Here is a 23154-nt window from a genome sequence, read left to right as displayed (position 1 = left end):
GTTGGCCGCGGGGGTCGCGGATGGGCGCTGGGGGGCGGCCCTGGTATGTCGGCGGGGGGCGGGGCGGGGGGGTGGCTGGTGCCCCGGGCTTACACCCGGGGCACCAGCCGGCAGGGTCAGTGCACGCCGGTGGTGCAGGCGCCGCAGGTGCTGCCGCAGCCGTCGTCGGTGAGGACCTGCAGGCTGGCCGCGTCGGTGGTCTCGACGGTGCTGACGTCGAGGTCGAACTCGTCGCCGACGACGGACATGGCGGCCTTGGTCTCGGCCGGGATCTTCTGAGACATGGTGGCTCCTCCTTCGGGGGTTTCCCTTGCGGGACCTGGAGTCGGGGCGCGGAATGCGCCCCGCATCACCAGGAGACGGTGGGGCGGCAGTACCGCGTGTCGACGGTCATTTGTGCTGCGCGGGGCCGCAGTTCGCCGGGAGTGCCCGCGGGTTCGGCTTCCGTTTGCGGGGCGGTGGGGTTTGGCATGGACCACGGCGCGGGGAAGCCGGGGCCGAGAGCGAGCGCGGAGTGCGCCTCGCCCAGAGCGCGCAGTATCAGCCGCTCGCCCGAAAAGGCGGTGCGCCCGTGCAGCAGGCGGTGGTTGTCCAGCACGATGCCTTGTCCGGGGGTCAGACACAGTCGCTGGGTGTTCCGGTCGATGGCCTGGCGAAGAGCGGGCAGGTGCGCATCGGCGTCGGGCGAGAACCGGGCGAGGTCGTCCTGCCGCAGTCGCAGTCGCCAGCGGCTGGCCGGCAGCTGCTGGAGGACCGGGGCGAAGTGGCCGCTCGATCCGCCGAAGTAGGCGGCCCGGTCCGCGGCGAGTGCGTCGATGGCGGCGGGGTGGTGCGCGGCCAGCTCGGCGAGGACGGTCTGGGCGTCGACCAGCAGGCTCTCGCCGCCCGTGTCGCCAGCCCGTGCGCACGCCAGTAGGAGCAGTCGGGGCGGATCCGGGTGCTGCGCGCACTCGGTGTGCAGGGCCAGGGCGCCGCGCCCCAGGCCGGCGAAGCCCGCCCGTCCGGCGTGGCGGCCGGTGTCGCGGATGACGGTCAGCCCGTCCGGGTCGGCATCCCGGTGCCGCCACAGCGAGGACATCAGCTGGCCGGCCGCGAGGAGCACATCGTCGCGCCCGCCCAGCCTGGTGAGCCTCACCAGCCCGTGTGAGCGCAGCTCCGCTCCGGCTTGCTCGCGCACTGCTCCGTCCAGCACGCCTACGGTGAACTCCTGGCCACTGGTGCCGTTGATGTCGAAAGACGGCATGGTGGATCTCCCTCGTGGGGCCGAGTGGATGGGAGGCGACACACTCTCCACGCCGGACCGCCTCCATGGAAAGTGACAGATTGTCAAAGCGCGATCACTGGGCAGCCGGGCATCGTGTCGCCGCGCAACTGCTACCTTCGACAAGCCCGTGCCCGCCCACGCGCCCCGGAAGAAGCGATGACCGGACAGACAGAACAGCCCTACGTGCCAACGGCTTTCCCGATCTCCATCAAAGGCGTGGTGCTCGACCCGAAGGGACGAGTGCTGCTGCTGCAGAACGAGCGCCAGGAGTGGGAGCTGCCCGGCGGGAAGCTGGAGGGCACCGAGACCCCCGAGCAGCGGGTGGTCACGGAAATCCAGGAGGAGAGCGGCTGGACGGCGACCGTCGGCCCGCTGCTGGACGTGTGGATGTACGAGCCGATCCCCGGCCGCAAGGTCTTCATCGTCACCTACGGCTGCACCGCCACCGACGCGCACCGACCCCCGGTCGTCAGCCACGAGCACAAGGAAGCCTGCCTTTTCCACTGTGACGAGGTGCCCAGCCTGGTCATGCCGCAGGGCTACAAGAACTCCATCGCCCGCTGGTACGAACTCCAGGACCGGGCCTGACTGGTGGCCCGGATCGACCCCTACTGCGGCATCCGCTGGCACTGGACCACCCCCAGAGCCCAGGACATCCTGCGACGCCGCGCCCTGCCCGAGATCCTCCAGCTCTACCGCGAACTCCACGGCCTGCCGCAACAGGAACTCGCCGACCACCTCGGCTACTCCACCAGCTACGTCTCCCGCATCGAGACCGGCTCGCGCACGGTCACCGACATCGGCGCCCTGCGGCACATCGCCGAACGCCTGGGCCTGCCGCCGCACTGCTTCGGCATCACCGACGACGCCGACGGAGACCACCAGCTCGTGATCCAGCTCGCCGAGTCCGTGCTGCGCCTGGCCGAGATCGCCCGCCAGGCCGGCCAGGCCACCACCGCCGTCGCGGAGTTGTGGCCGCTGGTCGCCCGCTTGGAGGCCCGCACCGCCGACGGCCACGCCGACCTCGACACCTTGCGCCTGCTCGCCCGGGCCCGGGTCGGCCTCGGCGTCGCGCTCGGCCACGTGCTGCCGGAGGAGCGCCTGGCTACCGCGGCCCGCTGGACCGGCAAGGGCCTGAGCGTCGCCCGGCGCCTGGGCGATCCGGGCCTGCATGCCCACGCGCTGCGCCACCATGGCAACGAGCTGCGCAAGTCCGGCTTTCACCTTCGCGCGCTGGACCGGCTCGAACAGGCCCGCGATACCGCCCGCACCGCCACCGAACGCGCCGAGGCGGTCGTCCTGCTCGCCCGAGCCGCCGGAGCCGCCGGGAACGCCGCCGTCTTCGACGATGCGGTCGAGGACGGCCACCGACTCCTGGACGAGGCGGCGCCCACCGCGCTGTTCTCCGAGTTCACCCTTCACGAGGTCCGCCTTCGAGGCCTCATGAGCACCGGCCGGGTCGCCGAAGCGGTACGGCAGCTCGACCAGGCGCCGGCCGCCGGACTCGCAGCGACGTCCCAGTGGCGGATCATCGCGGCGATCACCGCCGGCGAGGTGCTGCTGCGGCAAGGGGATGCGACCGGAGCTGCGCAGCAGCTGACGGCCGCGGTCGACGGGGCGACCCTCCATCGTCTGCCGCACCAGCTCCAGCGCGTCGTTCGGGCTGGTCGCCGCCTGCCCGAAGTCCAGGGGCGGGCGGACGAAGCCCTGGCACGACTGAGGGCTGAGATAGCGGCCTGACGTCCGGCTCGGGGCTGCGGCGACGGACACGGCTGGTCCTCCTCTCCTTTGGGTGAACGGGTTTCGGGCGGGCAGCTGGCGGGAGTCAGCGGGTGTGGGCCTGCCGGTAGTCGAATTCCGGCTGGCGTGCGAGGCCGGTCATGAACGCCTCCTCGTCCCAGACGGAGACGAGGAGCGGGTGGTCGGAGAGCTCGGGCAGCGGGATGACCTTGAACTCCCTGAGCGTCGGCAGCAGGACGCGGGAGGCGCGTTGGAAGTCGATGCGCTGAGGCGGACCTTGGCGCAGGTTGACGTGGGGGTACTGGCTGGCGGTCGGTGCGAGGGCGTCGGCCTGGCCGAGACGGGTCGCCGCGTGGAGGGCGACGTCGTCGATGCCGACGCGGGTGAGGGCGCGGTCGGGCTCGGTGTCGCTCTCGCTGCCGCCGCGGGTGCGGTGTTCCTGGTGGGTGCGGTCGAGGATGTTCGGCCAGTCGGGGAAGGGCTGCTGCTCCTGCCCGGAGGCGCTGTACGAGTTGAAGTCCCCGCCGAGGAGCACCGCGCGGTCGGGCCGGTGCCAGGTGGCGATGTTGCCGGCCTCCATCCGGCGGCGTCCGGGCAGGCGGAAGCTCAGGTGCACCGAGGCGAGCTGGAGCGGGACACCGGTCTCGCCGTGCTTCACGGACACGACGCACGGCGGCAGCCACCACTCCTTCTCCTGCGGCCAGACGCCGGTCACACGGAAGGTGTCTTCCCGGACGAACAGCCCCGGGGGGTTGTCCGACTCCGGGGGCGCGGTCGGCGCGAGGAAGGCGCGCATGCCGAGCATGCGCTCGGCCTCGTGGAGCAGCCGTCCGCCCCCGGCGCGGGAGTGGCTCATCTCCTGCCGGAAGAGGACGTCGAACGGGTATTTCGCGAGCACCTCGTGGGCCGCGTACCACCTGTCGAAGTGGCCGCCTCCCCTGGGGTGCTTGGTGAAGCGTCGTGGTCGAGATTGAAGCTGCCGATCGTGATCGTGCCCATGGGTGCTCTCCTGGAACGGGTGGACTGGGATGGGTGTGGAGGAGCGTCAGGACCAGGTGCCCGCCAGGGCGCCGACGGGAACGCGGTCTCGCTGTCCGGGGAAGTGAGCGGCCTCGCAGGCGGCCAGGCGCAGGGCGGTGCCGGCCAGGGCGAGGTGGCTGAAGGCCTGCGGGAAGTTGCCGCCCTGGCGCTTGGCGCGCGGGTCCCACTCCTCGGTGAGCAGCCCGAGGTCGTTGCGCAGCGCGAGCAGCTTGTCGAACAGCTCGCGGGCCTCCTGCACCCGGCCGATCATGGCGAGGTCGTCGGCCAGCCAGAACGAGCAGGCCAGGAAGGCGCCCTCGTGGCCAGACAGGCCGTCGACGTTGTGGGCCGGGGGTTGAGGATGGTTCCGGTGAAGCCGGCCGCAGCCAGGAGAGCGACGGCGTCGGCCTGCCAGCTGGGACGGCCCGCGCCTGAACCGGCCAGATACAGCGACGGGGAGCCATCGGGGGTGTAGTGCTCCGGGTACTCAACCAGCCTCACCGTGCACCGCGGGAGACGGTGGTCAGGGCGGGCCGACCGAGTAGAAGGGTCATGACGACGGCGTGGGTGCGGTTGCGGGCTCCGATGCTGGCGGTAGCCCGGGTGATGACCCGGTCGATGGTGTCCTGGTTGGTGCCGGTCATCCGCGCGACGGCGCGCACCTCGTGGGTGGCGAGCAAGGAGAGCACCTGGTGGTCGCACGGGGCGAGGTCCGGGAGTTTGCCGGGCAGGGCCGCGCGCAGCTCGGCGGTGTCGAGCAGCTTGGAGACGATGAGGTCGGCGATGGCGCGGGTACGGTCGGTGAGGCCCCGGCGGTGCATCACCCGCGACATCGTGTTGGCGGCGGAGCTGGCGGAGCAGCCGAGTTGCTCGGCGACGCCTTCGTAGGAGTGCCCGAGCGCGAGGTGCAGAGCGACGCCGTACTCGCGCTCGCTGAGTCCGGTGACATCCCCGGCAACCGTGCTGAGGGCTCCGGCGCGGCTGAGGAGTACACGGCGTGCTCCGCCAGCTTGGGCGTCGCGTGCCGCCTCGTCCGTGGTGATGACCAGGCAGTTCTCGACCGGACGGCCGAGTGCACGGGCTGCGGCGCGATAGGGGTTGAGGCCCCGCTCGCGGGACTCACTCGCCGACACGGACGCGGACCACACGTTGGGGACGCGCTGCGTGGTGAGCATGCCGGTCACGCCGAGGCCCAGGCGCTCGGTGACCAGGGCGCAGGGGATCGCCATGGAGCCGGCGCGCATCAGCAGCCGCACCAGCGGCGCGGGAATGGTGGCCGAGACGGGGGCGCCCGCGGCCAAGAGCACGGGCGCGGCCCCAGAGAGGCGAGTGACGGGCAGCTCGGCGAGCGCCTCGGCGTCGACGAGGACGCCCGCGCGGTTGATCAGGTGGCGGTCCAGGTCGCGGGCCGCCAGTCCGTCGGCAGGTGGTCGTAAGGTGCTCATCTTCCGTCTGGGGTCGAAGGGGTGCGGCCCAGGCCCGAACGGCCGCCATGGGTAGCGCAGGTGTTCAGTCCGGTGGGAGCGGTTTCTGCGAGGATGAGCCGGAACGGCGCCTGGGCGCCGAGCGTGAGGTGATCAGCCGGTCGGCGACGGCCAGGGTGCCGAAGGCGACGAGGGCAAAGATCGCCAGATAGAGCGGCTGGGTGAGCTTGGTGCGGTGCTGGAGGAGATAGACGACGACGGCCCCGACCTGGACTCCCAGCAGGAAACAGACCAGCCCGACGGCAGCCCGGCCGGTGGCGCGACGGGTGTTCACGCCGCTTGGCCGCGAGGTTCGATGACACGGTCGAGTGGTTCGGCGGGCCACGTGGGGTCGATATCGCTGAGCAGGACCAGGCCGGCCAGGACGGCGGCGATGCTCGCCTGCACCTGGTTGCGGACCCCCAGCCAGGAGCGCAGGTCCCGGCCGTAGCCGCGCATCGTGGCGGTCGAGACGCCGAAGTCGGCCGCCAGCTCTGGGGCGGTGCGCCCGCCGACCCAACCCGCGAGGACCCGCTGGAGGCGGCGCGGGAGATGAACTGCGTTGGTGAGCGCGGTGCAGGGCTCGGTGGTGCCGGTGACGATGCTGTGCGCGGCGCCCCAGGCGACGAGTTGCAGCACGGTGCGCGTGCCGGTGGCGGTGAACAGCGCGCGGACGGCGGCGTCGACGTCGGTGGGGGCCAGGGTGAGGGCGGGGTCGGCCGCGATCGTGCGGGTTTGGGACTCGGCGGCGATGTGGACGAGGAGCCGGGCGTCGCGTTCGGACAGGTTGTGGGCGGGAAGGGTGGTGGCCATGGCAGCAGCAACTCCGGTGGTCGGCGGGCGGTTCACGGACGGTCAGTGGTGGGGGAACCGGTTCGCGCGAGGCGCTCCAGCAGCCGGGGGCCGAAGCGGGCGGCTTCGCCGGTGCCGATGACGAGCACCAGGTCGCCGGGCTTGGCGAGGTCGGCGACCTGCTGCTCGGCGCTCGGTTCGCATGGGCTCAAACGCACCTGGTGAGCCTTGCTGGCTCCCAAGGGAGGCCTGGCGGCGTTGATGACGACATCGAGCGGGTCCGGGACGTTCAGCACGGTCAGCGGGGTGGCGACCGGCAGCAGCACGGCACGGTGGGCGGCGGCGAGGGCCTTACCCAACTCAACGGCATGAGCGCTGGTACGGGCGATGCCGTCCGGTTCCAGGACGACGATGACGTTGCCCTCGGTGAGCATCCGGGCGGCCGTCACATCATCGGCGACCTCCTGGGGGTGCCGGGCGCGGGAGTCGCGGACGGTGATCCGCGCCTGGGTGCCGGCTTCAGTCAGGGAGCGCTCCACGCCCTTGAATTCGGCCAGGCGCTCGGCGATCGTCTTGGCGCTTTCCCCAGCGACGAGGGCGGTGGCGATGGCGGCGCAGGCGGCCAGGGCGTGGTGGTCGCCCGCGATCGGCACGATGAACTGGTGCTGCTTGCCCTGGTGGCGGAGGGTGAGGAGATAGCTTTCCCCGAGCCATCGGGGCTTGAGGACCCACACGTCCGCGCTCTCGACAAGGCCCACGGTCACCACCGTGGGGCCGGGGCGGTCGCTCAGCCTCTCGTGCACGATCTTCGCCCCGTTGTCCCAGAGCGGCAGGACCACGGTGTCAGCGGAGCGGGCGAGGTTCGTGGCAGCGTTCAGGGCCTCGATGGTGTCCTCGAAGTGCGGTGAGTTCATGGTGGCGGCGGTGATCAGCGCCACCGACGGGGACGGCCGCTGGTACACGTTCGGGACATTGGGGCGGTGGCTCCACGAGCCGGGCGGCGCGGCCTCGTGCGTGCCGGCGTCCGGGCACAGGTCCACCACGAGGCGCCGTCCGCCGCCCTGGCCGGGGGTACCGCCAACGGCGGGGGCGTTGAGGATCCAGCCGGTTCGGCCGTCGGCCAGGGCAGCGGCCAGGACGGCTGCCGCGGTCGTGGTGGCGTGGCTGCCGCCGACGGCGATCAGCGGATGGCCGAAGTCCTCGCAGAGCATGGCGAGCGCGTGTGCGCGGGCGAGCACCGGCACACCCAGAACTTGGGCCCGGTCGAGTTCCGGGTGCGGGGCGACGACCACCCCGGACCACACCACGGCCGTTCGATCGTTGCGGACGTGCCCGGCGTCGGAGCCGACCATGAGTTCCACGCCGGCCGCGCGCAGCCGGTCGGCGGCGGGGCTCTCCTGGTGCGCGGGGTCGATACTGCCGGTGACGTCCAGGCCGCGGGAGGCCAGCCAAAGAGCCAGGCCCTCCATGCCGGACTCGGTGACGCCGACCAGGTGGGCCTTGGCCAGCAGGCCGGGCCCAGTGGGGGCGGGCTTCACGCTCTTCTTCTGGGGGCGGATGGTGGTGTCCATGAGGGGTCTCCGGCAGTGTCAGGAACAGGGGGTGGGGTGGAACCGGGACGGCCGCGGGCTCGGGGGTGTGGCTCCGCGGCCGTCCCGGGGCTCAGGCCTGGGCGAAGCCGCGCGCGAGCTCGGCGTCGGTGACGCGGGCGGCGTGGTGGTCGACGTCCAGGCGGGCGAGGGAGGCGAGGTGGGCGACGACGTGCTCGCCCAGCAACGCGCAGGCGAGGGGGCTGGTCTCGAACGCCTTGATGGCGTCCCAGGCGTGGCGAGGTACCTCGGGCAGGTCCTCGTCCCAGCCGGCGTCGCCGGTGACGGGCTCGCCGGGCTTGAGATCTGCGGTGACGCCGTGGCGGACGGCGGTGACGGCGGCGGCGAGTGCGAGGTAGGGGTTTGCGTCCGCGCCGGGCAGGCGCACCTCCAGGTGCAGGCCCGGTCCGTGGCCGACCACCCGCACCGCGCAGGAGCGGTTGTCCCGTCCCCACGCGATCCTGGACGGTGCGAACGGGCCCCCGAGGCGCTTGTAGCTGTTCACGTACGGGGCCCACATCGGAGCGGTGGCGGGCAGCACCTCCAGCAGCCCGGCGACGGCCCGCTCACCCAGCTCCGACAGCGCGTGCGGGTCGTCGGCGCGGGCGAGGAGGGGCTCGCCACCGGCCCACAGGGACAGGTGCAGGTGCATCCCGGAGCCCACCCCGTCCGCCGGGGCCGCCATGAACGTTGCCGCCATGCCCTGCCGGTCCGCCAGCGCCCGCGCGGTGTGCTTGAACAGCACGTGCTGCTCGCAGGCCTCCCGGGCCGGGCCGTAGGGGAACGTGACCTCGATCTGGCCCGGGGCGCTCTCCAGCTTGACCGCCTCGACGGGAAGCCCCGCCCTGGCCAGGGCCTGCCGCAGCGACCGCGAGAACCCGACCGCCGCGCCCGGCCGGTCGAGGGAGTAGTCGCGGTTGTCCCACGTCACCGGACGCAGCCTTCGCCAGCCGGCCGCCGCCGCATCGGCGGCCGTGCTCTCGTAGACGGCGAACTCGGTCTCGATCCCGACCCGCACCTCGTATCCCAGGCCCTGGAGTTGGTCGAGCTGCTCGTCCAGGATGGTCGCCGGGGCCTGCGGATGCGGCCGGTCACCGTCGACTGGGTGGGCGAACACCACGGCGGTGCCCGGTTCCCACGGGAGTGTGCGGGCCCGGTCGAGATCGGGCACCAGGGTGATGTCGCCGAAGCCGGACTCCCAGGAGAACGTGCCGCGGTCCTGGGGTGTCATGCCCAGGTCCGTGCCGATCACGTACCCGCACATCTCCGGGCGGAGTTGCCCCGACGCCAGCCGCGCCAGCAGCACCTGAGCATCGAATTCCTTGCCCTTGAGCCGTCCCTGCGGATCGACGGTGGCCAGCATCACGGTGTCCAGGCCGAAGACCTCCACCAGCTCTGCCAGTCGGCCGACCGGCGCGGCGGTGTCGACGGACGCGGTCGCGAGGGAGCGGGCGGCGGTGCGCATCGCGGGGCTCATACGATCTGCTCCTCGACCGCGGCCAGCTGCGGGTCCCCGACGACCGGCACGGAGAACCTCCGGCCGGCCAGCCGCCACCACAGCGCCGCCAACGCCAGGACCACCAGCAGGGTGACGGGGGCGTAGTTGAACGATTCCACGGTCACCGGGTAGCGCTGCGGCAGGCACACCAGCACCGTCAGTACGACCACCCACGCCACCGCGGCGATCCCCACCGGACGGCTCCACCGGCCCAGGTGCCACGGTCCCGGGACGAAATGGTCCCGCTGCCGCAGCCGCAGGTAGACGGGCACGATGTACGACGGCGTCATCCCGATGACGTTGACCGCGGTGACCGCCCCGTACGCCGCCGCGTTCCACATCGACGGCACCGCCAGGACGAACGCCACCGCCACCGACAGCCACACCGCCGGCACCGGAACCCTGCGGGGAGACACCCTGCGCCAAGTCGCTGAGCCGGGCAGCGCGTTGTCCCGGGAGAAGGCGTAGATCATCCGCGAGCACGCGGTGACCTCGGCGGATCCGCAGAACAGCTGGGCGCCAATCACGATCAGCAGCAGCGCCTTCGCCCCGGTGGTCCCGAGTGCGTCCAGGAAGACCTGCGCGGGCGGCACGTCCGCCGCAGCGGTGCCCGCGTAGTCCTGCACGGCGAACAGCAGGCCGGCCAGCAGCACGAACCCGGCGATCAGGGAGACCCAGATCGAGCGGACGATGCCCTGCGGTGCGGCGACCCGTGCGTTCGTCGTCTCCTCGCTCAAGTGGGCGCTCGCGTCGTAGCCGCAGAAGGTGTAGCCCGCCAGCAACAGGCCGACCGCCGACACGTAGATCGGGTTCGACCACCCGGTGCCGTTGGCGAAGTGCCCGAACACCCAGGAGGGGGACTGGTGGTGGGAGGGGATGACCGCGAGCACGCCGACGATCACCAGCACGCCGCCGATGTGCCACCAGACGGAGATGCTGTTGAACAGGCTGACCGCCCGGACGGCGAAGACGTTCAGCAGGGCGTGCAGCACCAGGACACCGGCGAAGATCGTGAGGATCAGGCCAGGGGTTGCCTCCACTCCCCACTGCAGGTCTGCGAACGCCGCGATGAAGCTCGCGGCGCCGTAGTCGATTCCGGCGATCCCGCCCAGCAGGCCGAGGAGGTTCAGCCAGCCCGTCGTCCATCCCCAGCGTGGGCCGCCCAACTGCCGGGCCATGTAGTAGAGGCCGCCGCTGGTCGGGTAGGCGGAGGTGACCTCGGCCAACGCCATGCCGACCAGCAGCACGGCCAGGCCCACACCCAGCCAGCCCCACATCATCACGACGGGGCCGCCACTGATCAGGCCGAATCCGAACAACGTCATGCAGCCGCTGAGGACCGAGATGACCGAGAAGCTGACGGCGAAGTTGCCGAACAGGCTCATCCTGCGCACCAGTTCGGGCTTGATCCCGAGTAGCTGCAGATGGTCGTCATCCCCTTGGGGAAGGGGAACGCGTTCAGAACGCGGCATGAGGAAGCCTCCGAGGAAGGTCGGTGGTGTTGGGTCCCGGTTCGCTCACCGGGGCGGGAGAAGAGGTCAGCGGCCGGCGGCGGCCGACTGGGACAGGGCCTGCCGGAAGAGGTCGTCCGGCCGATCGCCGACGCTCACCCACGGCTGGGATGAGATGAAGGGCGCCATCACCGCGAACACCTCGGCAGCATCGACGGGACGACGGGCCGCCCAGAGCGCGTGCGCCAGATGGCTCTCGTCCACCACCGGCCACCGCCCCCGCTCGCCGGGCGCCGCCCGCCAGTTCTCGTACGCCCGCAGCACCGCGGTACGGAGTCTCTCGTCGTTCGTCCACTGCAGCCGGGCCGCGTCCTTTCGCGCCGCCCGGCGATACCGGTCGACGAACACGTACAGCGGAAGGGCGTGCACCGGCGACCCCGCCGGCGCACCGGGCAGGAAAGCCGCCAGGAACTCGGTCGCCGTGCCCGAGCCACCGCGGGCGAGCCAGACGCGGAGCATCCGGTGGAACGCCTCCCGGTTCCAGGGGTCCGCCCGCCGGGCCTGGGCGAGAAGCCCCCACGGTCCGGGCGGAAGCATAAGGTCGGGCGCCGGAACTCGGTGCTCGGGACGAGACTGGCCGGGATCCAGCTGCGCCAGCGCGAGCAGGCCGATCCACGGCACCGGGTCGTCGGTGAGCGTGGTCGCAGCCTCCCAGCACAGCTCCCGGGCGGAGTGCTCCATCCAGGCAACCGTTCGGGGATCCGTCGGCTGCGCACTCGCCATGAGAGCCCGTTCCACGGCCGCCCGCGCCAGGAGAGTCACCAGCCCGATGCTGCCTGCAGCCTCGGCTCGCCAGTGGTCGAGGACATCCGTACGCGACGCGACAGCGGCGAGGACCTGGGTTCGAGTCGTCCAGACCGGCCAGTTGCCCCATGAACTCGCCAGCACCGCGCGGGCAGCCATCCAGCGGCCCTGCTGCAACTCCTCCACAGCCCCACGAAGCTCGCCGTCGTGGCCGGCAGGGTGCTGGACGAACCGACCTGGATCAAGGGCGAAGGCTGTGTCCACGGCCGGTGTCCTTTCTGGAGGCGATGCCGAGTGCGCCCGAAACACGGGCGGGAGGGCTGGGCAACCGTCGAGTCGCCGGAGCCTGTGCGATGGGTGGGGCCGACCGGCGCTGCCGAATTTGGGTGGGTCATACGGAACCACCAGCCAAAGCCCGTGTGACAGTGCAGACTTGTTGCATCGTGTGGCGTTGATGTTGAAAATCTGCCCATGACCTGCGAAGTCAGCGGCCAAAATTCTCTGGGGGGCGCAAATGACGCGATGGGGACGGCTCGCCGTGTTGCGCAGGGCCGCGGGCTACACCCAGGAACAGCTGGCGACGGCGATGGATGTGGACCGGACGACCATCCACCGGTGGGAGAATGGCAAGGCGACGCCGCGCCCGTGGCAGATGCCGAAGCTCGCCCGACTGCTGAAGGTCTCTCGGGACGAGTTGCGCTCCATCGTCTTCGGGAACCCGGATGCTGATGGTGCTCCGCAACCGGGAGTAGAGGCAGGGAAAGGCGAGTTCCCGGCGGCCGCGCTTTCGCTGCCAGGACCAGGTATCAGCGGGCAGGGAGCCGCGTCCAACGTTGGCGATGTCGGACGGCAGCTCGACACGGTAGACGCTCTGATCAGCGACTGGGCATCCGTCAACTCGAAAACTCCAGCTTCCGCTCTGGCGCTGTGGGTCACGGAAGAGGACGTCGTTGTCGCTGAGGGCATGCTCGGCTTGTTCCGCCAGCTCGACCACACGCACGGGGCCCGTCAGCACTGGCGGCAGGTCAGCTTCTACATCGACACCGAACTCGAAGGCCTTCTGCGCCGGCCTGCCGTCGGTGAACAGGTCGCGCGTCAACGTGCCCAGCTCACGGCCGGGTTCTGCGAGCTTGCCGGCTACCAGGCCGTCGACATCGGCAACCCCGACCGGGCCCAGGAGTACTACCAGCGCGCCTTGGCCCTGACGACGGCAATCGGCGATCAGTCGTACGGTGCCTACCTCGTGGCTGTGAACCTCGGGCACCTCGCCCTGCACCGCGGGAACCCGGAGACGGCCCTGCGGTGGGCCTCCTCCGCCCGCGCGGCAGCCGGTACCGCCGCGAGCCCAGCCACACGGGCGGCCATCACCGCCGTCGTAGCTCGCGCGAACGCAAGAATGCTCAGGGAAAGCGAGGCGACCCAGCTGATCCTAGAAGCCGAGAAGCTTCTCGACGCAGCCAGCGCGGAAGACGAACCCACCTGGATCCGCTACTTCACCCACGCCTACCTCGCGGACGAGGCCGCACACTGCCTCCACGACCTCGGTCGTGCGCCGGATGCCAGGATCCAGCTCGCCGACGCCCTCGGAGGCGTCGGCAAGGACAAAGTCCGTCGGCGCGCGATCGACGCCGCTCTGCTCGCCGCGACCTGGCTGCGCAGCGGGGACGTCGACCAGGCATGCGCGGTCGCCCGCGATGCCGTCGTCTACACCGCCAGGACAGGATCAGGACGGTGTGTCGAGCGGGTGGCCGGCATCCTGGCCGACCTGCAGACACACGCCGACTACGTCGCGGTCCGGGAGCTGCGCGAGTTCGCCCGGGCCGTGCTGCCGGACGCCGACAGGCTGGCGGTCAAGCTGGCAGGCGGCTCATGATGCGCCGGTAGAAGTCGAGTTCGGCGCGGAGCGCCTGCTCCCGTGCCAAGGGCGCCGACAGGTAGTGGTCGCCGCCTTCCAGTAGCAGGCTGCCATGGTCACCGCCTCGGCCGGCCAGCTCGTCGGCGAAGCGCATGGCCTCCTCCGCAGACGTGATCGTGTCGGCGGAGCCATGGATCACCAGAACGGGGCAGCGGACCCGCTCGGGCTTCACCGCGCCGGCCGGGCCTCGCAGCGCGGCTGCGTGCGGACGCTGAAACGCCGGAACAGACAGTTCCCACCGACCGGGGTCGATGATCGCCGAGATGGCCGTAGCGGCAGTGAACGGTCCCGGACGGCATGCCGCCTGGAGCGCCGTGTACCCGCCCGCGCTCGCCCCGCTGACGAACACCGCTCCGGGCGTTGCCTGGCCGATCGTCAGGAGATGTTCTGCGACGGCCGCGCAGTCGTCTACGTCGTAGGAGCCCCAGTGGCCGTGCAGCGACTGCCGGAAGGCGCGGCCCTGACCCGTACTGCCTCGGTAGAGAACTTCGGCGACGATGAAGCCGTGGCTGACGAAATACTGAGTGACCCAGTCCAGCCGTAGGGGGACGTCATCCGTCGGGCCAGGATGGGCCCGCACGAGGAGAGGAGCCGGTCGTGTGTCTCCAGGCGGCAGGTGCAGCAGGAAGCGCACCGGCTCACCCGGACCCGCGATGGTCTCGACCGAGGGCGGAACCGGCTTCCAAGGCACAGGGAACTCGGAAGCCTCACCCACCGGGAATGCCTGGGCGTCCGCCCGTGCTGACAGATCGACCGACCAGATGGCCGGCGGACTGCTTGCCGTGGAGCCGACCACGGCCAGGAGGCTGCCGTCGACGGTGACGTACGGCTTCACGGACGTGAGATTCGAGCCGAGCCGGCGCCGACGGTCCTCGGTATCGACGGCGAGCAGCTCGGTGGCGAACCCGTCCATCACCGTCAGCACGACGGTGCCGTCTCCGGTGAAACCGTACGACTGGTAGCCGCCTTCCCAGGGCGCCGGCGCGCAGTCTGCCTCGGTCGGCGCGACTGCCTCCACCACGTCATTGCGCAGCCGGTACAGGTTCCACCGCCCTGTCCGGTCCGACATGAAGTACAGCAGGCCGTCCGGTCCCCAGGACGGCTGCACCACCGACTCCCCGGGGCCGCCCGCCACAACGCGGGTCGGCCCGACGGTGTCCGATCGGATGTCGGCCAGCACGAGGCGAGTGCTGTCCCACGGCATCTGCTCGCGCTGCCACTCCACGTACGCCAGGGTTCCTGCCGCCAGCCGAGGAGAGCCAAGGAACTCGCGGGAGCGAACCAGGACCCGCGTGTGCCCGGCTCGGGACACGGCAATGATCTCGTCCGCGGTGTCGTCCCCGCGAACCGCGAGCAGACCGCCGCCCGGTGCTGGAGCGAGATCTCCGTACTGCGCGGAACCGACGACAGAGTCGATCCGCTCGGGCACGCGGCCAGCCGCTTGCCGGAGGAGGGAACCGTCGTCACCGACGAACCAGACTCCCTCCGATGTCACCGTGAAGGCGCCGCCACCGTAGGCGTGGAGCTGACCTCCGACTGAGACGTCGGGGGGCGTCACCGCGACGGCTGAGCCTGACCGGTCGGCGCGCATGACCCGGCGGCATCCGCCGTGATCGGGATCCGACTGCAGCCACCACAGTGAGCCCGACGCCGACCGGAGCTCGTCGTACGCCACTACCTTCCGGGCCACCCACTCGGGCGGGAGCCCGATGCCCTCAGTCATACAGTCGCGGTCCTCTCAGCATGCGCTGCTGGCTGCTCGTCGGCTATCCGCCGCTTGGAGAGCCACCGTACCCGGCCGTGGGCCGAGGAAGCCTTCGGGGCCTACAGCGGTGGCTCTCCCGCACGGGAGCTCTACGACGGGCGTGGCGCCCCCGAAGATCAGTCGGACGTCGGCTTGGGGGCGTACCTCAGCAGCACGACATCGCCGATCGTCCGGGCTTCCAGAAGTGCCATCCGGTGGCCGCTTCCACCGGGGTAGTTCGCCGGGTGGAGGAAGCGTGGTGCGGCGGCTTCGCCGACGAGCAGCGGAGCGATGGCGAGGTGGATCTCGTCGGCCAGGCCCTGGGAGAGGAACTGGGTGTGGATCTGTCCACCGCCCTCGACCATGAGGCGCTCGACACCGCGGGTGGCGAGGTCGACGGTGGGGCCGGTGATCACGACGTCGGCAAGGCCATCGAGCGTTTCTCGAAGCTTCGGTGCGGCAGCGTCGGTGGTGTAGACGACCTTCTTGTCGCCGAAGTGCCAGAACTTGAGGTCCCGGCCCAGGTCGCCGCTGGCGGAGATGGTGACCTTGAGCGGGTACTCGGGCTTGCCGGCCACGATCCGGTCGGCGCGGCGCTTCTCGCTGTTGACCAGCAGACGGGGATTGTCGCTGCGCAGAGTGTTTCCGCCGATGAGGATGGCGTCGGATTCGGCTCTTACCTGGTCGACGCGGTCGAAGTCCTCAGCGTTCGACAGCAGCAGACGCTCGGGGGGAGGCGTCGTCGATGTGACCGTCGACGGAGGTTGCGACGCTCAACAGGACGAAGGGGCGGGAGGCCATCGGCGGTCCCGTCGCCGACAAAGGGCACGGATCAGTGCCGGCGGGCGCCGGTCATGAGGCTCACCGCCTGGCGAGACGTATCCGGAGAAACGACTGGCCGGAGTGGCGAATCTTTCGCGTGACCGTCATCACTCGACTTGCGCCGTTCTGACAGATCGGGCTGAGTGGCCGGGGCGGGCAGCAACCCATGCCTGCTGGACGGCGCAGATATCCTCATCCGCGGGCTTGCCTGAACCTTCCGAGCCCTCGGCACGTACGACAGCACCGAGGTCGACCTCGAAGCTTTGTGCGCCAAGGCGTTCATGACTCCCCGGCATCCTGGATGTCCCCTGCGCCTTCGGCTGGCACACCGGCCCCTCGCCGACCGCGGAATGGGCGGAGCCTGTGTGAACTGATCAGACGCCGTGGAAGGCCACGATGAACCGCAATTGTTTATTCCTCAGCGGAGCCAGGGCCATGATGCGCACGGGAACTTCCTTGGCCCCACCGTGAGGAATTCGCATTCTGCGGATATCGCCGTCGGGGTGCTCGTAGAAGTCGTGCCGGTCCCACAGTTCCTGGGCCTCCGGGCAGCCCTCCAGAATGTCCTTGACGAGAGACTTCAGCTGATCGTTTTCGGGATACTGGGCGGCGGCCGTCCGGATCTGGGCGAGGAAGGGGTGGGCCCAGGATTCCTTCCAATTGACAAGCTGCTCGCGCGCCTCGGGGAACAGGAAAGCCCATCTCATGATGTTCGGCTGGTAGACCCAGGGGTACATCTCGCGGGACGGGTTATTGTGCGCGACTACATTCCATGCCAGATCCGAAATGTAGGCCGGGTCCGGCAGTACTTTGTCGAGGAGGCGCTGCATGTCGGCGTCCATAGAGGCCATCGCGTCCGGCTCTGGCCCTCTTGGGGCTGGACTTCGACCAGTTGCCTTGTGGTACAGGCCGATCCGTTCCGCGTCGCTCAGGCGGAGAGCGTATGCGAGGCGGTCAAGGAATTGATCGGAGAACTGGGCCGCTTCCCCATTCTCCAGTTTTCCGTACCACTTGACGCTGACGCCAGTCAGTCGAGCCACTTCGCTTTTGGAGAGCTCTCGCTTGCGGCGGGAATGGCCTCGGTGTAGGCCGGGAATGGCATTGGGATCCATTCTTCGGCGCCACCGCTGCACCATGCTGGCGAGCTCTTCGTCGCGAGCGGCGAGACGCTCATAGTCGGTTCCCATGGGGTCGATTCTATGTCAGCCGGCGAACTGCTCCAGGGCGCCGCCGGAGTGGAGCAAGACCTGTGTGGGAAAGGCCACATTCGAGGCGCCCTGGAGGGCTTGCATCGTATCGCACTGGGGATTTCTCGGAATGATGATGAGTTAGGAGGCGTAGACCAGTTGCCTGGATCGCCTTATGGCGCGTCAAGTTCCCACTGTTCAGGTGCAGCTGACCTCGAACCTTCCAGTGATCGAAATTCTTGATCATTCTTACTCTCTGTGCCCAACGTGTGCGGTTCGGAACTTCGACTTCCGGAACTGTCACTTCCGGAAGTCGGAGTTCTGGAAGTGCGAGTTCCCGTCCCGCCCTGGCATCGTGATCGCGTCGGGGGGCTGTAAGACGAGTTCGGCGCTATGCGTCACAGGTAAGGAGTCCCCCATGTCCCGTTCTGCTCTGGTGGTAGGCGGAAGCCGCGGCATCGGCCTGGCGGTCGCCCGGAAGCTCGCTGCGGACGGACACCAGGTGGCAGTCACGTCCCGCAGTGGGCAGGCAGTGGAGGGGCTCCTGGCAGTGCAGTGCGACGTGACCTCACCGGAGTCGGTTGACCGGGCCTTTACAGAGGTTGAGGAGCAGTACGGACCGGTGGAGATCCTTGTCGTCAACGCCGGGATCACTCGGGACACCCTGCTGCTGCGGATGGCCGAAGAGGACTTCAACGCGACGCTGCAGACGAACCTCGTGGGTGCCTACCGGGCGGCAAAGCGGGCCTCGCGAGGGATGCTCCGCGCCAAGCACGGCCGCCTGGTCTTCATCTCCAGCGCCGTCGCCATGACCGGTGAGGCCGGGCAGGCGAACTACGCCGCGTCCAAGGCCGGCCTGATCGGGTTCGCCCGTTCCCTGGCCCGCGAACTCGGCCCGCGTGGCATCACCAGCAACGTCGTTTCCCCGGGCCTGACGGAAACGGACATGACCGCGGCCCTGACTCCGGAACAGCGCGAGACGCTCGTCCAGCGCGTTCCGCTCGGGCGCATGGCCCGTCCCGAAGAGATCGCAGCCGCAGTCGCATTCGCCGCAAGCGACGCAGCCGGATACCTGACGGGTGCAGTCCTTCCCGTCGACGGCGGCGCCGGAATGGGCCACTGACCCTGCCGTGGGCCGTCATCGGTCCTAGGCGTGCGAGGGGAAGCCCAGGACCGACTCGACAACCTGCGCGCCGGGGCGAGCACCTTCGTTCTGCAACGACGCGGTGATCGCTGAGCGAGCAGTAGCAGCGCTCACTGGCGCCGTGCCAGTCGACGTCCTGTGCCGTGTCCACGTGCGGCGGCGATGACTCTGCCGCGTCCCAAACGTTCCCTGGCGGCCGGTAGGACCCGCTGGCAAGCACTGCACCTTGACCGACCAACCCCCATGAGGACCCGGTGTCTACCCTTCAACAATCGGCGCCTCAGCCGCCGGCCGGCCAATTGTCGAGCCCGCCACTGGCGGGCACCAGACACGGCAGGGTCCTCAGCGCGCAACGAGCGTTGCGGTTGCTGAGGAGCTGGCCGGCATGCTGACGACGATGCGCCGATTTCGCCGCGAGTGCGAAAGAAAGCTGGCAGATCTGCCGCTGCCGGACCCATTCACGATCGAGGGGCTCGTGGCCGCCATGGAGGCGGCGAGCGGGCGCACCATCAAGCTGGTCCCGCTCGATGACCGCGGTAGTGACCTGCGTACGGCCTGCGGCCTGCGGATGCGGGCGGACGAGCTCTCCCTGATCTTCTACCGACCGAGGCCCACGCAGCACCAAACGAACCACGTGAAGCTCCACGAGCTGGTGCACGAGTGGTTCGACCACGGCACTAGCCTCGGCTCGGACGAGTTGCAGCTCCTGTTGCCCGAGCACCTGCGCCAAGGCCTGGTCGAGCGGATGGGCAGCGGCGCCGTTGTCCAGGCCCGCGCGCGCTACGACACCCGCGAGGAGCAGGAAGCGGAGTTGTCAGCGTCGTTGATCAAGCGCATCGTCCAGCGCCAGTTCCACCCCGCCGGGGGCGACATGGTCAGCCTCCTGGAGCAAACCCTGTCCCACCCCGTGGCCCCGCCCCGTCGTGGCCAGAGATAAGAAGAGAAGGAAGAACCAGCCGTGCTTGCTCTCGCTGCGTACATCGCCGCGACCACGATGACCGCCGTCGCGGTCTGGAGACTGCCCGCGGTCCTCTACGGGGACGCGCACCGTCGCGCTCTCTGGGGCTGCTACGCCGGCTTCGCGGTGGCGCTGTGGCTCAAGAGCCCCGGCGTGATCAACCTGATGAACCGCCAGCCGATCACCGATCTGTCGGTCCTTCTCAAGCACTACGTGAGCACCGGCGCGATCCTCGCGATCCTCACGTACGTGGTCGCCTCCTACGGCAAGACCAACCAGGAGGTGATCCCGCGCCACGTCGCCGTCGCCCGCTGGATCGAACGGGTCGCCTGGAAAGCCGCAGTCGCGATGCTCGGGCTGATGACGGTGCTCTTCTTCACCGTGGTGAACCGCTCCCACCCCAGTGTGGACTTCGTCCCCGACCACGCCGGGCAGTGGGGCGCGATCCTGTACGAGAGCATCTTCTACGTGTACTTGGGTGCGTCGAGCGCCGTCACCTGCTACCAGTGGACCAGCGCGATGCGTCGCGCCGAGACCCGCCTCCTGCGCATCGGACTGGGCCTCATGGCCATCGCCATGGCGATCGGCGTGGCCTACGTCGCGATCCGGACGACGTTCATGTGGGTCACCCTGGCCACGCCGCTCGCCCCCAGCTTCAACCACCAACTGGGCATCTACACCGAGTACATGCAGATCCTGCTCTTCCTGACGTTTGCTCTGGGCGTCAGCATCCCGACCACCAACGCCGCCGCGTCGCGGTGGAGATCCTGGCGCGCACTCTGGCGCCTCTACCCGCTGTGGAACGACCTGGTCACCGTGTACCCTGACGTCCCGTTCCAGCGTCCGGCCAGCCGCTGGCGCGAGCTCACCCGGACCGACCCGCCGATGGACGTGCGGCTGGACCGGTGCACCCAGGACATTGCGGACGTGGTCGAGCAGCTGCGCCACCACGCCTCGCCCGTGCTGCTCCCCGTGATCGAAGAGGCCGTGGACGGCAGCACCGACCCGCAGGCGGCAGCCGAGGCACTGTGGATCAAGGCCGCGCTGGCGAACGCTCAAGCGGGCCGCCGCTACGATGTGCCGGCTCCCGCGCTGCCCAGCAAGCCGATCTCGGACACGAACGCGGAGGCCGCGTGGCTGCTGCGCGTCGAGGAGGCATACGCCGCCGCGAGCGACGCCCAGATCCGGGAGCTGCTTGAGAGCGCCGAGGCAGAGGAACTCGCCATGGAGATGGAGGAGATGGCGCTGTGAACACGACCACCGTCGCCCGTACCGTGACCGATGTCCTGCAGCCGCGCAACGTTCTGCTCGGCGGACTGACCGGCCTCGGGGCCGCTGCCGCCGGCAGCTGGACCGGCATCGGCTGGGGGCTCCTGGCCGCGCTGTGCGCCGGCATCATCCCGGCGAGCTACATCGAGTGGGAGCGCAAGAGAGGGACCTGGGGCGACCGGCACGTGGTTGACCGCACCAAGCGAGCACCGATCTTTGGCGTCATCCTCGGCTCAATCGGCCTCGGCTCCCTCGTGATGGTCCTCGGCCACGCTCCGTACGACATTCTTGTCGCCATGATCGCCCTGTGGGCGATGACCGTGGGCCTGCTCGCCGTCAACACGGTCTGGAAGATTTCCGTGGACAGCGCGGTCGCCAGCGCGGTGGTCACCATGCTGGCCGTGGTCCACTCACCCTGGTGGATCGCCGCGTACCCACTGGTCGTCGCCGTTTGCTGGTCGCGGGTGGCACTGAACTACCACACCGTCGCGCAGACCATGGCGGGCGCCGCGCTCGGCGCCGCGACCGCCACCGCCTGGCTCTGGTGAAGAACTGACCGAAGCGGGCCCTCGCCTCAGCGGCGGGGGTCCGCGTTCTTCTGTACCTCCGCCACGATCGCGCTGATCTTGGCGAGCATCGCCGGGTCGAGGCGGCCTTGGCCGCCGCGGGCTGCCAGGGCGAAGTCGTCGGCGCTTCCGCGCAGGGCCAGCAGGCTGATGGCGTCCACGACTTGGCGCTCCAACTGCTCGTCGCTCTGGAAGTAGAGCGGGGTGACCCCGAAGAACTCGGCCAAGCCCTCCAGGACGACGCCGGCCGCGAGCCCGGCAAGTACCTCGGAGGGTGGGGGCGTGCCAGTACGCAGAGCCTTCACGGCGCTGGCGGAGATGACGTCAATGCCGGCGTGACCGTTGATGGCCGCCGCGATCTCGGCATCGGTCGGCTGGCGGCTCGGGAAGGTCGTCTCCAGCAGGTACGTGAGCTTCTCTGCGAGAGTCCGCGGAGCCGGCGGCGTGCTGACCTTGGCGGCGGGGATTACACCGAACGATCGGTCCTGCGCCGCCAGGAGCTGCTTCTCGGTGACGCCGTAGGCGTCGGCGAGGCGCGGGACGTAGGCGTCGGCGAGCCGCCGCACCCCCCGCTCCGCGTTGCTGACAGGAATGTGGGACTTGGCGCCGATCAGCTCGCCGGTCCTCTTCTGCGGGTAGCCGGCATCGCACCGCAAGTCGGCCAGATCTGGCTCACCGTCGCGCGGGAACAGCGCGTTCAGCGGCTCGCCGAGCGCCCGCGCGATGGCGGGCAGCCGCTCCGGCTCGGGGAACGTCGCACCGGTCTCCCACTTCGCGACCGTGGGCTGCTCGACGCCGACACCCTGAGCGCGTCCCAGGGCCTCCTGGGAGAGTTCGCGGGCTCTGCGGGCACGGCGGAGTTCCTGTCCGTCGAAGCGGCGAGCGGGCATCCGGATACTCCTGGTGGCAGCTGGCGATTATCAACTCTGGGTAACGACCCGACCATCAGCTTGATAGCCGTAAGCATGTAGCATACTGTGCGCTATCGGAGCGTTGCTCGTCTTACCTACGGGCAGCGCATCTTCGCCCCAATCAACCCTCGCCGGGCCTCCGGGCCCGGCTGGCTGGACCTGGCCGGGTCCGTTGTCGCCGGCAATTGGAGACGCAGGTGAGTTCGACACCGCAGCCTGTCGCCAGGCGGCGCCGTCATGATTCTCGATACCGGAGTATCGCACACCGATCGATAGCGCAAGGTATGCAGCCTGGTCGGGCGTCGGCGGGACGGTGTGACTGGCGTCGGCTTTTGACCCATCCCGCGCCCGAGCGCTACCGCCACTCGGGCGCGGGAGATCCGCGACAGCCGCCCGGTGGCCGGCCGGGAGGGCACCTCAGGGAGCTGCATGTGGAAAAGCCTTCTCTGACCTGCGAGTTAAGGGATGGATGTGTGACCCCTGGTCGCCCTATGGTTTTGGTCCCGCCGCGATGGCGGGCAGGCCGGAAGGGACAGCGGATGCCCTAGGCCACGGCCAGAAATGAGACCGGCGTCCTGGAGCTACCAACTCCTGGACGCCGGGCCAGCGCCGCAAAGGCGCCGATTCACAACCACGCGGGCGGCGGGACTTCTTTTGCACGAGAGGCCGCCGCACGCGCTCCTACGAACCACGGAGTATCGCATGCCCACCCTGTCCAGGGAAACCCGTTACGCGGCGCCCGGCCCAAGCCAGCAGCGGCTCGGAGCCCAGCTCGCGGACATGATCCCCGGCGCGGTCACCATCCGCGTCAGCCTCACTGACCCCAGCCGCCAGTGGCCCCACCCCTACACGGTGGCGCTCGACGCGCACGGCGGGCAGCTCACGCTGAGCCGGAACACCACCAAGACTGCCGCCCGCTGGGTGCTGCGGACCTGGCCGGACGCGGACTGGACGCGCCCGCACACCCTCGACCTCGCCACCGGGCAGCTTGCTGCTGCCGCAGTCCGGAGCCGTTGA

The 23154-nt window shown here is 70.0% G+C and carries 22 protein-coding genes and 1 pseudogene; 8 read left to right on the top strand and 15 right to left on the bottom strand.

Features of this window, described 5'->3' with window-relative positions; all coding sequences use genetic code 11:
- Positions 1 to 116: 116 nt before the first annotated feature.
- Both fxlA and ACFV1W_RS13605 read right to left on the bottom strand, forming a co-directional pair.
- Positions 117 to 248, bottom strand: coding sequence for an FxLD family lanthipeptide (gene fxlA, locus ACFV1W_RS13610; RefSeq protein ID WP_380416096.1), 132 nt, complete (start codon positions 246 to 248; stop codon positions 117 to 119).
- Between the two features lie 101 nt (positions 249 to 349).
- Positions 350 to 1243: a TauD/TfdA family dioxygenase gene (locus tag ACFV1W_RS13605; protein WP_380416027.1), complete on the bottom strand. Its 894-nt coding sequence runs from the start codon at positions 1241 to 1243 to the stop codon at positions 350 to 352.
- A 177-nt stretch (positions 1244 to 1420) separates the two neighbouring features.
- Here ACFV1W_RS13605 and ACFV1W_RS13600 point away from each other — a divergent pair, with 177 nt between their 5' ends.
- Complete coding sequence (locus ACFV1W_RS13600) at positions 1421 to 1852, top strand: NUDIX domain-containing protein (protein WP_380416026.1); 432 nt, start codon at positions 1421 to 1423, stop codon at positions 1850 to 1852.
- 3 nt (positions 1853 to 1855) lie between these two features.
- Complete coding sequence (locus ACFV1W_RS13595) at positions 1856 to 3004, top strand: helix-turn-helix domain-containing protein (RefSeq protein ID WP_380416025.1); 1149 nt, start codon at positions 1856 to 1858, stop codon at positions 3002 to 3004.
- Positions 3005 to 3089: 85 nt separating this feature from the next.
- Here the strand turns inward: ACFV1W_RS13595 and ACFV1W_RS13590 are convergent, their stop codons facing one another.
- The 9 genes and pseudogenes from ACFV1W_RS13590 to ACFV1W_RS13550 all read right to left on the bottom strand — a co-directional run bounded on the left by ACFV1W_RS13590 (position 3090) and on the right by ACFV1W_RS13550 (position 11558).
- Entirely contained in the window at positions 3090 to 3860 is a 771-nt protein-coding gene (locus ACFV1W_RS13590) for an endonuclease/exonuclease/phosphatase family protein (protein WP_380416024.1), read from the bottom strand.
- A gap of 189 nt (positions 3861 to 4049) precedes the next feature.
- Positions 4050 to 4373 (bottom strand): annotated as a pseudogene (locus ACFV1W_RS13585) (glycoside hydrolase family 15 protein); the annotation flags it as partial.
- A 148-nt stretch (positions 4374 to 4521) separates the two neighbouring features.
- A complete protein-coding gene (locus ACFV1W_RS13580; RefSeq protein WP_380416023.1) occupies positions 4522 to 5469 on the bottom strand; it encodes a hypothetical protein in 948 nt (315 codons plus the stop codon).
- Positions 5470 to 5533: 64 nt separating this feature from the next.
- The gene (locus ACFV1W_RS13575) at positions 5534 to 5782 is read right to left on the bottom strand and encodes a hypothetical protein (protein ID WP_380416021.1); all 249 of its coding nucleotides are present in this window, start codon (positions 5780 to 5782) and stop codon (positions 5534 to 5536) included.
- Positions 5779 to 6300, bottom strand: coding sequence for a hypothetical protein (locus ACFV1W_RS13570; protein WP_380416020.1), 522 nt, complete (start codon positions 6298 to 6300; stop codon positions 5779 to 5781). Before ACFV1W_RS13570 ends, ACFV1W_RS13575 begins: the two co-directional genes overlap by 4 nt.
- A gap of 32 nt (positions 6301 to 6332) precedes the next feature.
- Complete coding sequence (locus ACFV1W_RS13565; RefSeq protein WP_380416018.1) at positions 6333 to 7850, bottom strand: Mur ligase domain-containing protein; 1518 nt, start codon at positions 7848 to 7850, stop codon at positions 6333 to 6335.
- A 91-nt stretch (positions 7851 to 7941) separates the two neighbouring features.
- Positions 7942 to 9345 (bottom strand): glutamine synthetase family protein, encoded by a 1404-nt coding sequence (locus tag ACFV1W_RS13560; RefSeq protein WP_380416016.1) that lies wholly within the window; start codon positions 9343 to 9345, stop codon positions 7942 to 7944.
- A complete protein-coding gene (locus tag ACFV1W_RS13555; RefSeq protein ID WP_380416014.1) occupies positions 9342 to 10838 on the bottom strand; it encodes an amino acid permease in 1497 nt (498 codons plus the stop codon). The genes ACFV1W_RS13560 and ACFV1W_RS13555 overlap by 4 nt, the downstream gene beginning before the upstream one ends.
- Before the next feature lie 66 nt (positions 10839 to 10904).
- On the bottom strand, positions 10905 to 11558 hold the full coding sequence (locus ACFV1W_RS13550; RefSeq protein ID WP_380416012.1) for a hypothetical protein: 654 nt from the start codon (positions 11556 to 11558) through the stop codon (positions 10905 to 10907).
- A gap of 577 nt (positions 11559 to 12135) precedes the next feature.
- Here ACFV1W_RS13550 and ACFV1W_RS13545 point away from each other — a divergent pair.
- A complete protein-coding gene (locus ACFV1W_RS13545) occupies positions 12136 to 13494 on the top strand; it encodes a helix-turn-helix transcriptional regulator (RefSeq protein ID WP_380416010.1) in 1359 nt (452 codons plus the stop codon).
- Here ACFV1W_RS13545 and ACFV1W_RS13540 read toward each other — a convergent pair.
- The 3 genes from ACFV1W_RS13540 to ACFV1W_RS13530 all read right to left on the bottom strand — a co-directional run bounded on the left by ACFV1W_RS13540 (position 13472) and on the right by ACFV1W_RS13530 (position 17289).
- Positions 13472 to 15259, bottom strand: a complete 1788-nt coding sequence (locus tag ACFV1W_RS13540; protein WP_380416008.1) for a S9 family peptidase — start codon at positions 15257 to 15259, stop codon at positions 13472 to 13474. The two genes, ACFV1W_RS13545 and ACFV1W_RS13540, sit on opposite strands and share 23 nt — an antisense overlap.
- Before the next feature lie 158 nt (positions 15260 to 15417).
- Positions 15418 to 15939, bottom strand: a complete 522-nt coding sequence (locus ACFV1W_RS13535) for a RibD family protein (RefSeq protein WP_380416095.1) — start codon at positions 15937 to 15939, stop codon at positions 15418 to 15420.
- A 537-nt stretch (positions 15940 to 16476) separates the two neighbouring features.
- Positions 16477 to 17289, bottom strand: coding sequence for a helix-turn-helix transcriptional regulator (locus tag ACFV1W_RS13530; RefSeq protein WP_380416006.1), 813 nt, complete (start codon positions 17287 to 17289; stop codon positions 16477 to 16479).
- A gap of 418 nt (positions 17290 to 17707) precedes the next feature.
- Between ACFV1W_RS13530 and fabG the strand changes: the two genes are divergently transcribed.
- From fabG to ACFV1W_RS13510, 4 genes are all read left to right on the top strand, one after another.
- Positions 17708 to 18412, top strand: a complete 705-nt coding sequence (fabG, locus tag ACFV1W_RS13525; RefSeq protein WP_380416004.1) for a 3-oxoacyl-ACP reductase FabG — start codon at positions 17708 to 17710, stop codon at positions 18410 to 18412.
- A 406-nt stretch (positions 18413 to 18818) separates the two neighbouring features.
- A complete protein-coding gene (locus ACFV1W_RS13520; protein ID WP_380416002.1) occupies positions 18819 to 19370 on the top strand; it encodes a hypothetical protein in 552 nt (183 codons plus the stop codon).
- Between the two features lie 21 nt (positions 19371 to 19391).
- A complete protein-coding gene (locus tag ACFV1W_RS13515) occupies positions 19392 to 20642 on the top strand; it encodes an MAB_1171c family putative transporter (protein ID WP_380416000.1) in 1251 nt (416 codons plus the stop codon).
- Positions 20639 to 21208 (top strand): hypothetical protein, encoded by a 570-nt coding sequence (locus tag ACFV1W_RS13510; protein WP_380415998.1) that lies wholly within the window; start codon positions 20639 to 20641, stop codon positions 21206 to 21208. The genes ACFV1W_RS13515 and ACFV1W_RS13510 overlap by 4 nt, the downstream gene beginning before the upstream one ends.
- Positions 21209 to 21234: 26 nt before the next feature.
- On the opposite strand, the gene ACFV1W_RS13505 is transcribed toward ACFV1W_RS13510, so the two are convergent.
- Positions 21235 to 22116 (bottom strand): helix-turn-helix domain-containing protein, encoded by an 882-nt coding sequence (locus ACFV1W_RS13505; RefSeq protein ID WP_380415996.1) that lies wholly within the window; start codon positions 22114 to 22116, stop codon positions 21235 to 21237.
- 723 nt (positions 22117 to 22839) lie between these two features.
- On the opposite strand from ACFV1W_RS13505, the gene ACFV1W_RS13500 reads away from it, so the two are divergent.
- Positions 22840 to 23154, top strand: a complete 315-nt coding sequence (locus tag ACFV1W_RS13500; RefSeq protein ID WP_380415994.1) for a transcriptional regulator — start codon at positions 22840 to 22842, stop codon at positions 23152 to 23154.

It is taken from the genome of Kitasatospora sp. NPDC059648, from assembly GCF_042734825.1.
Classification (GTDB): domain Bacteria; phylum Actinomycetota; class Actinomycetes; order Streptomycetales; family Streptomycetaceae; genus Kitasatospora.
The sequence above is the reverse complement of the archived record's forward strand: the minus strand, read 5'-3'. Positions and strand labels throughout refer to the sequence as shown.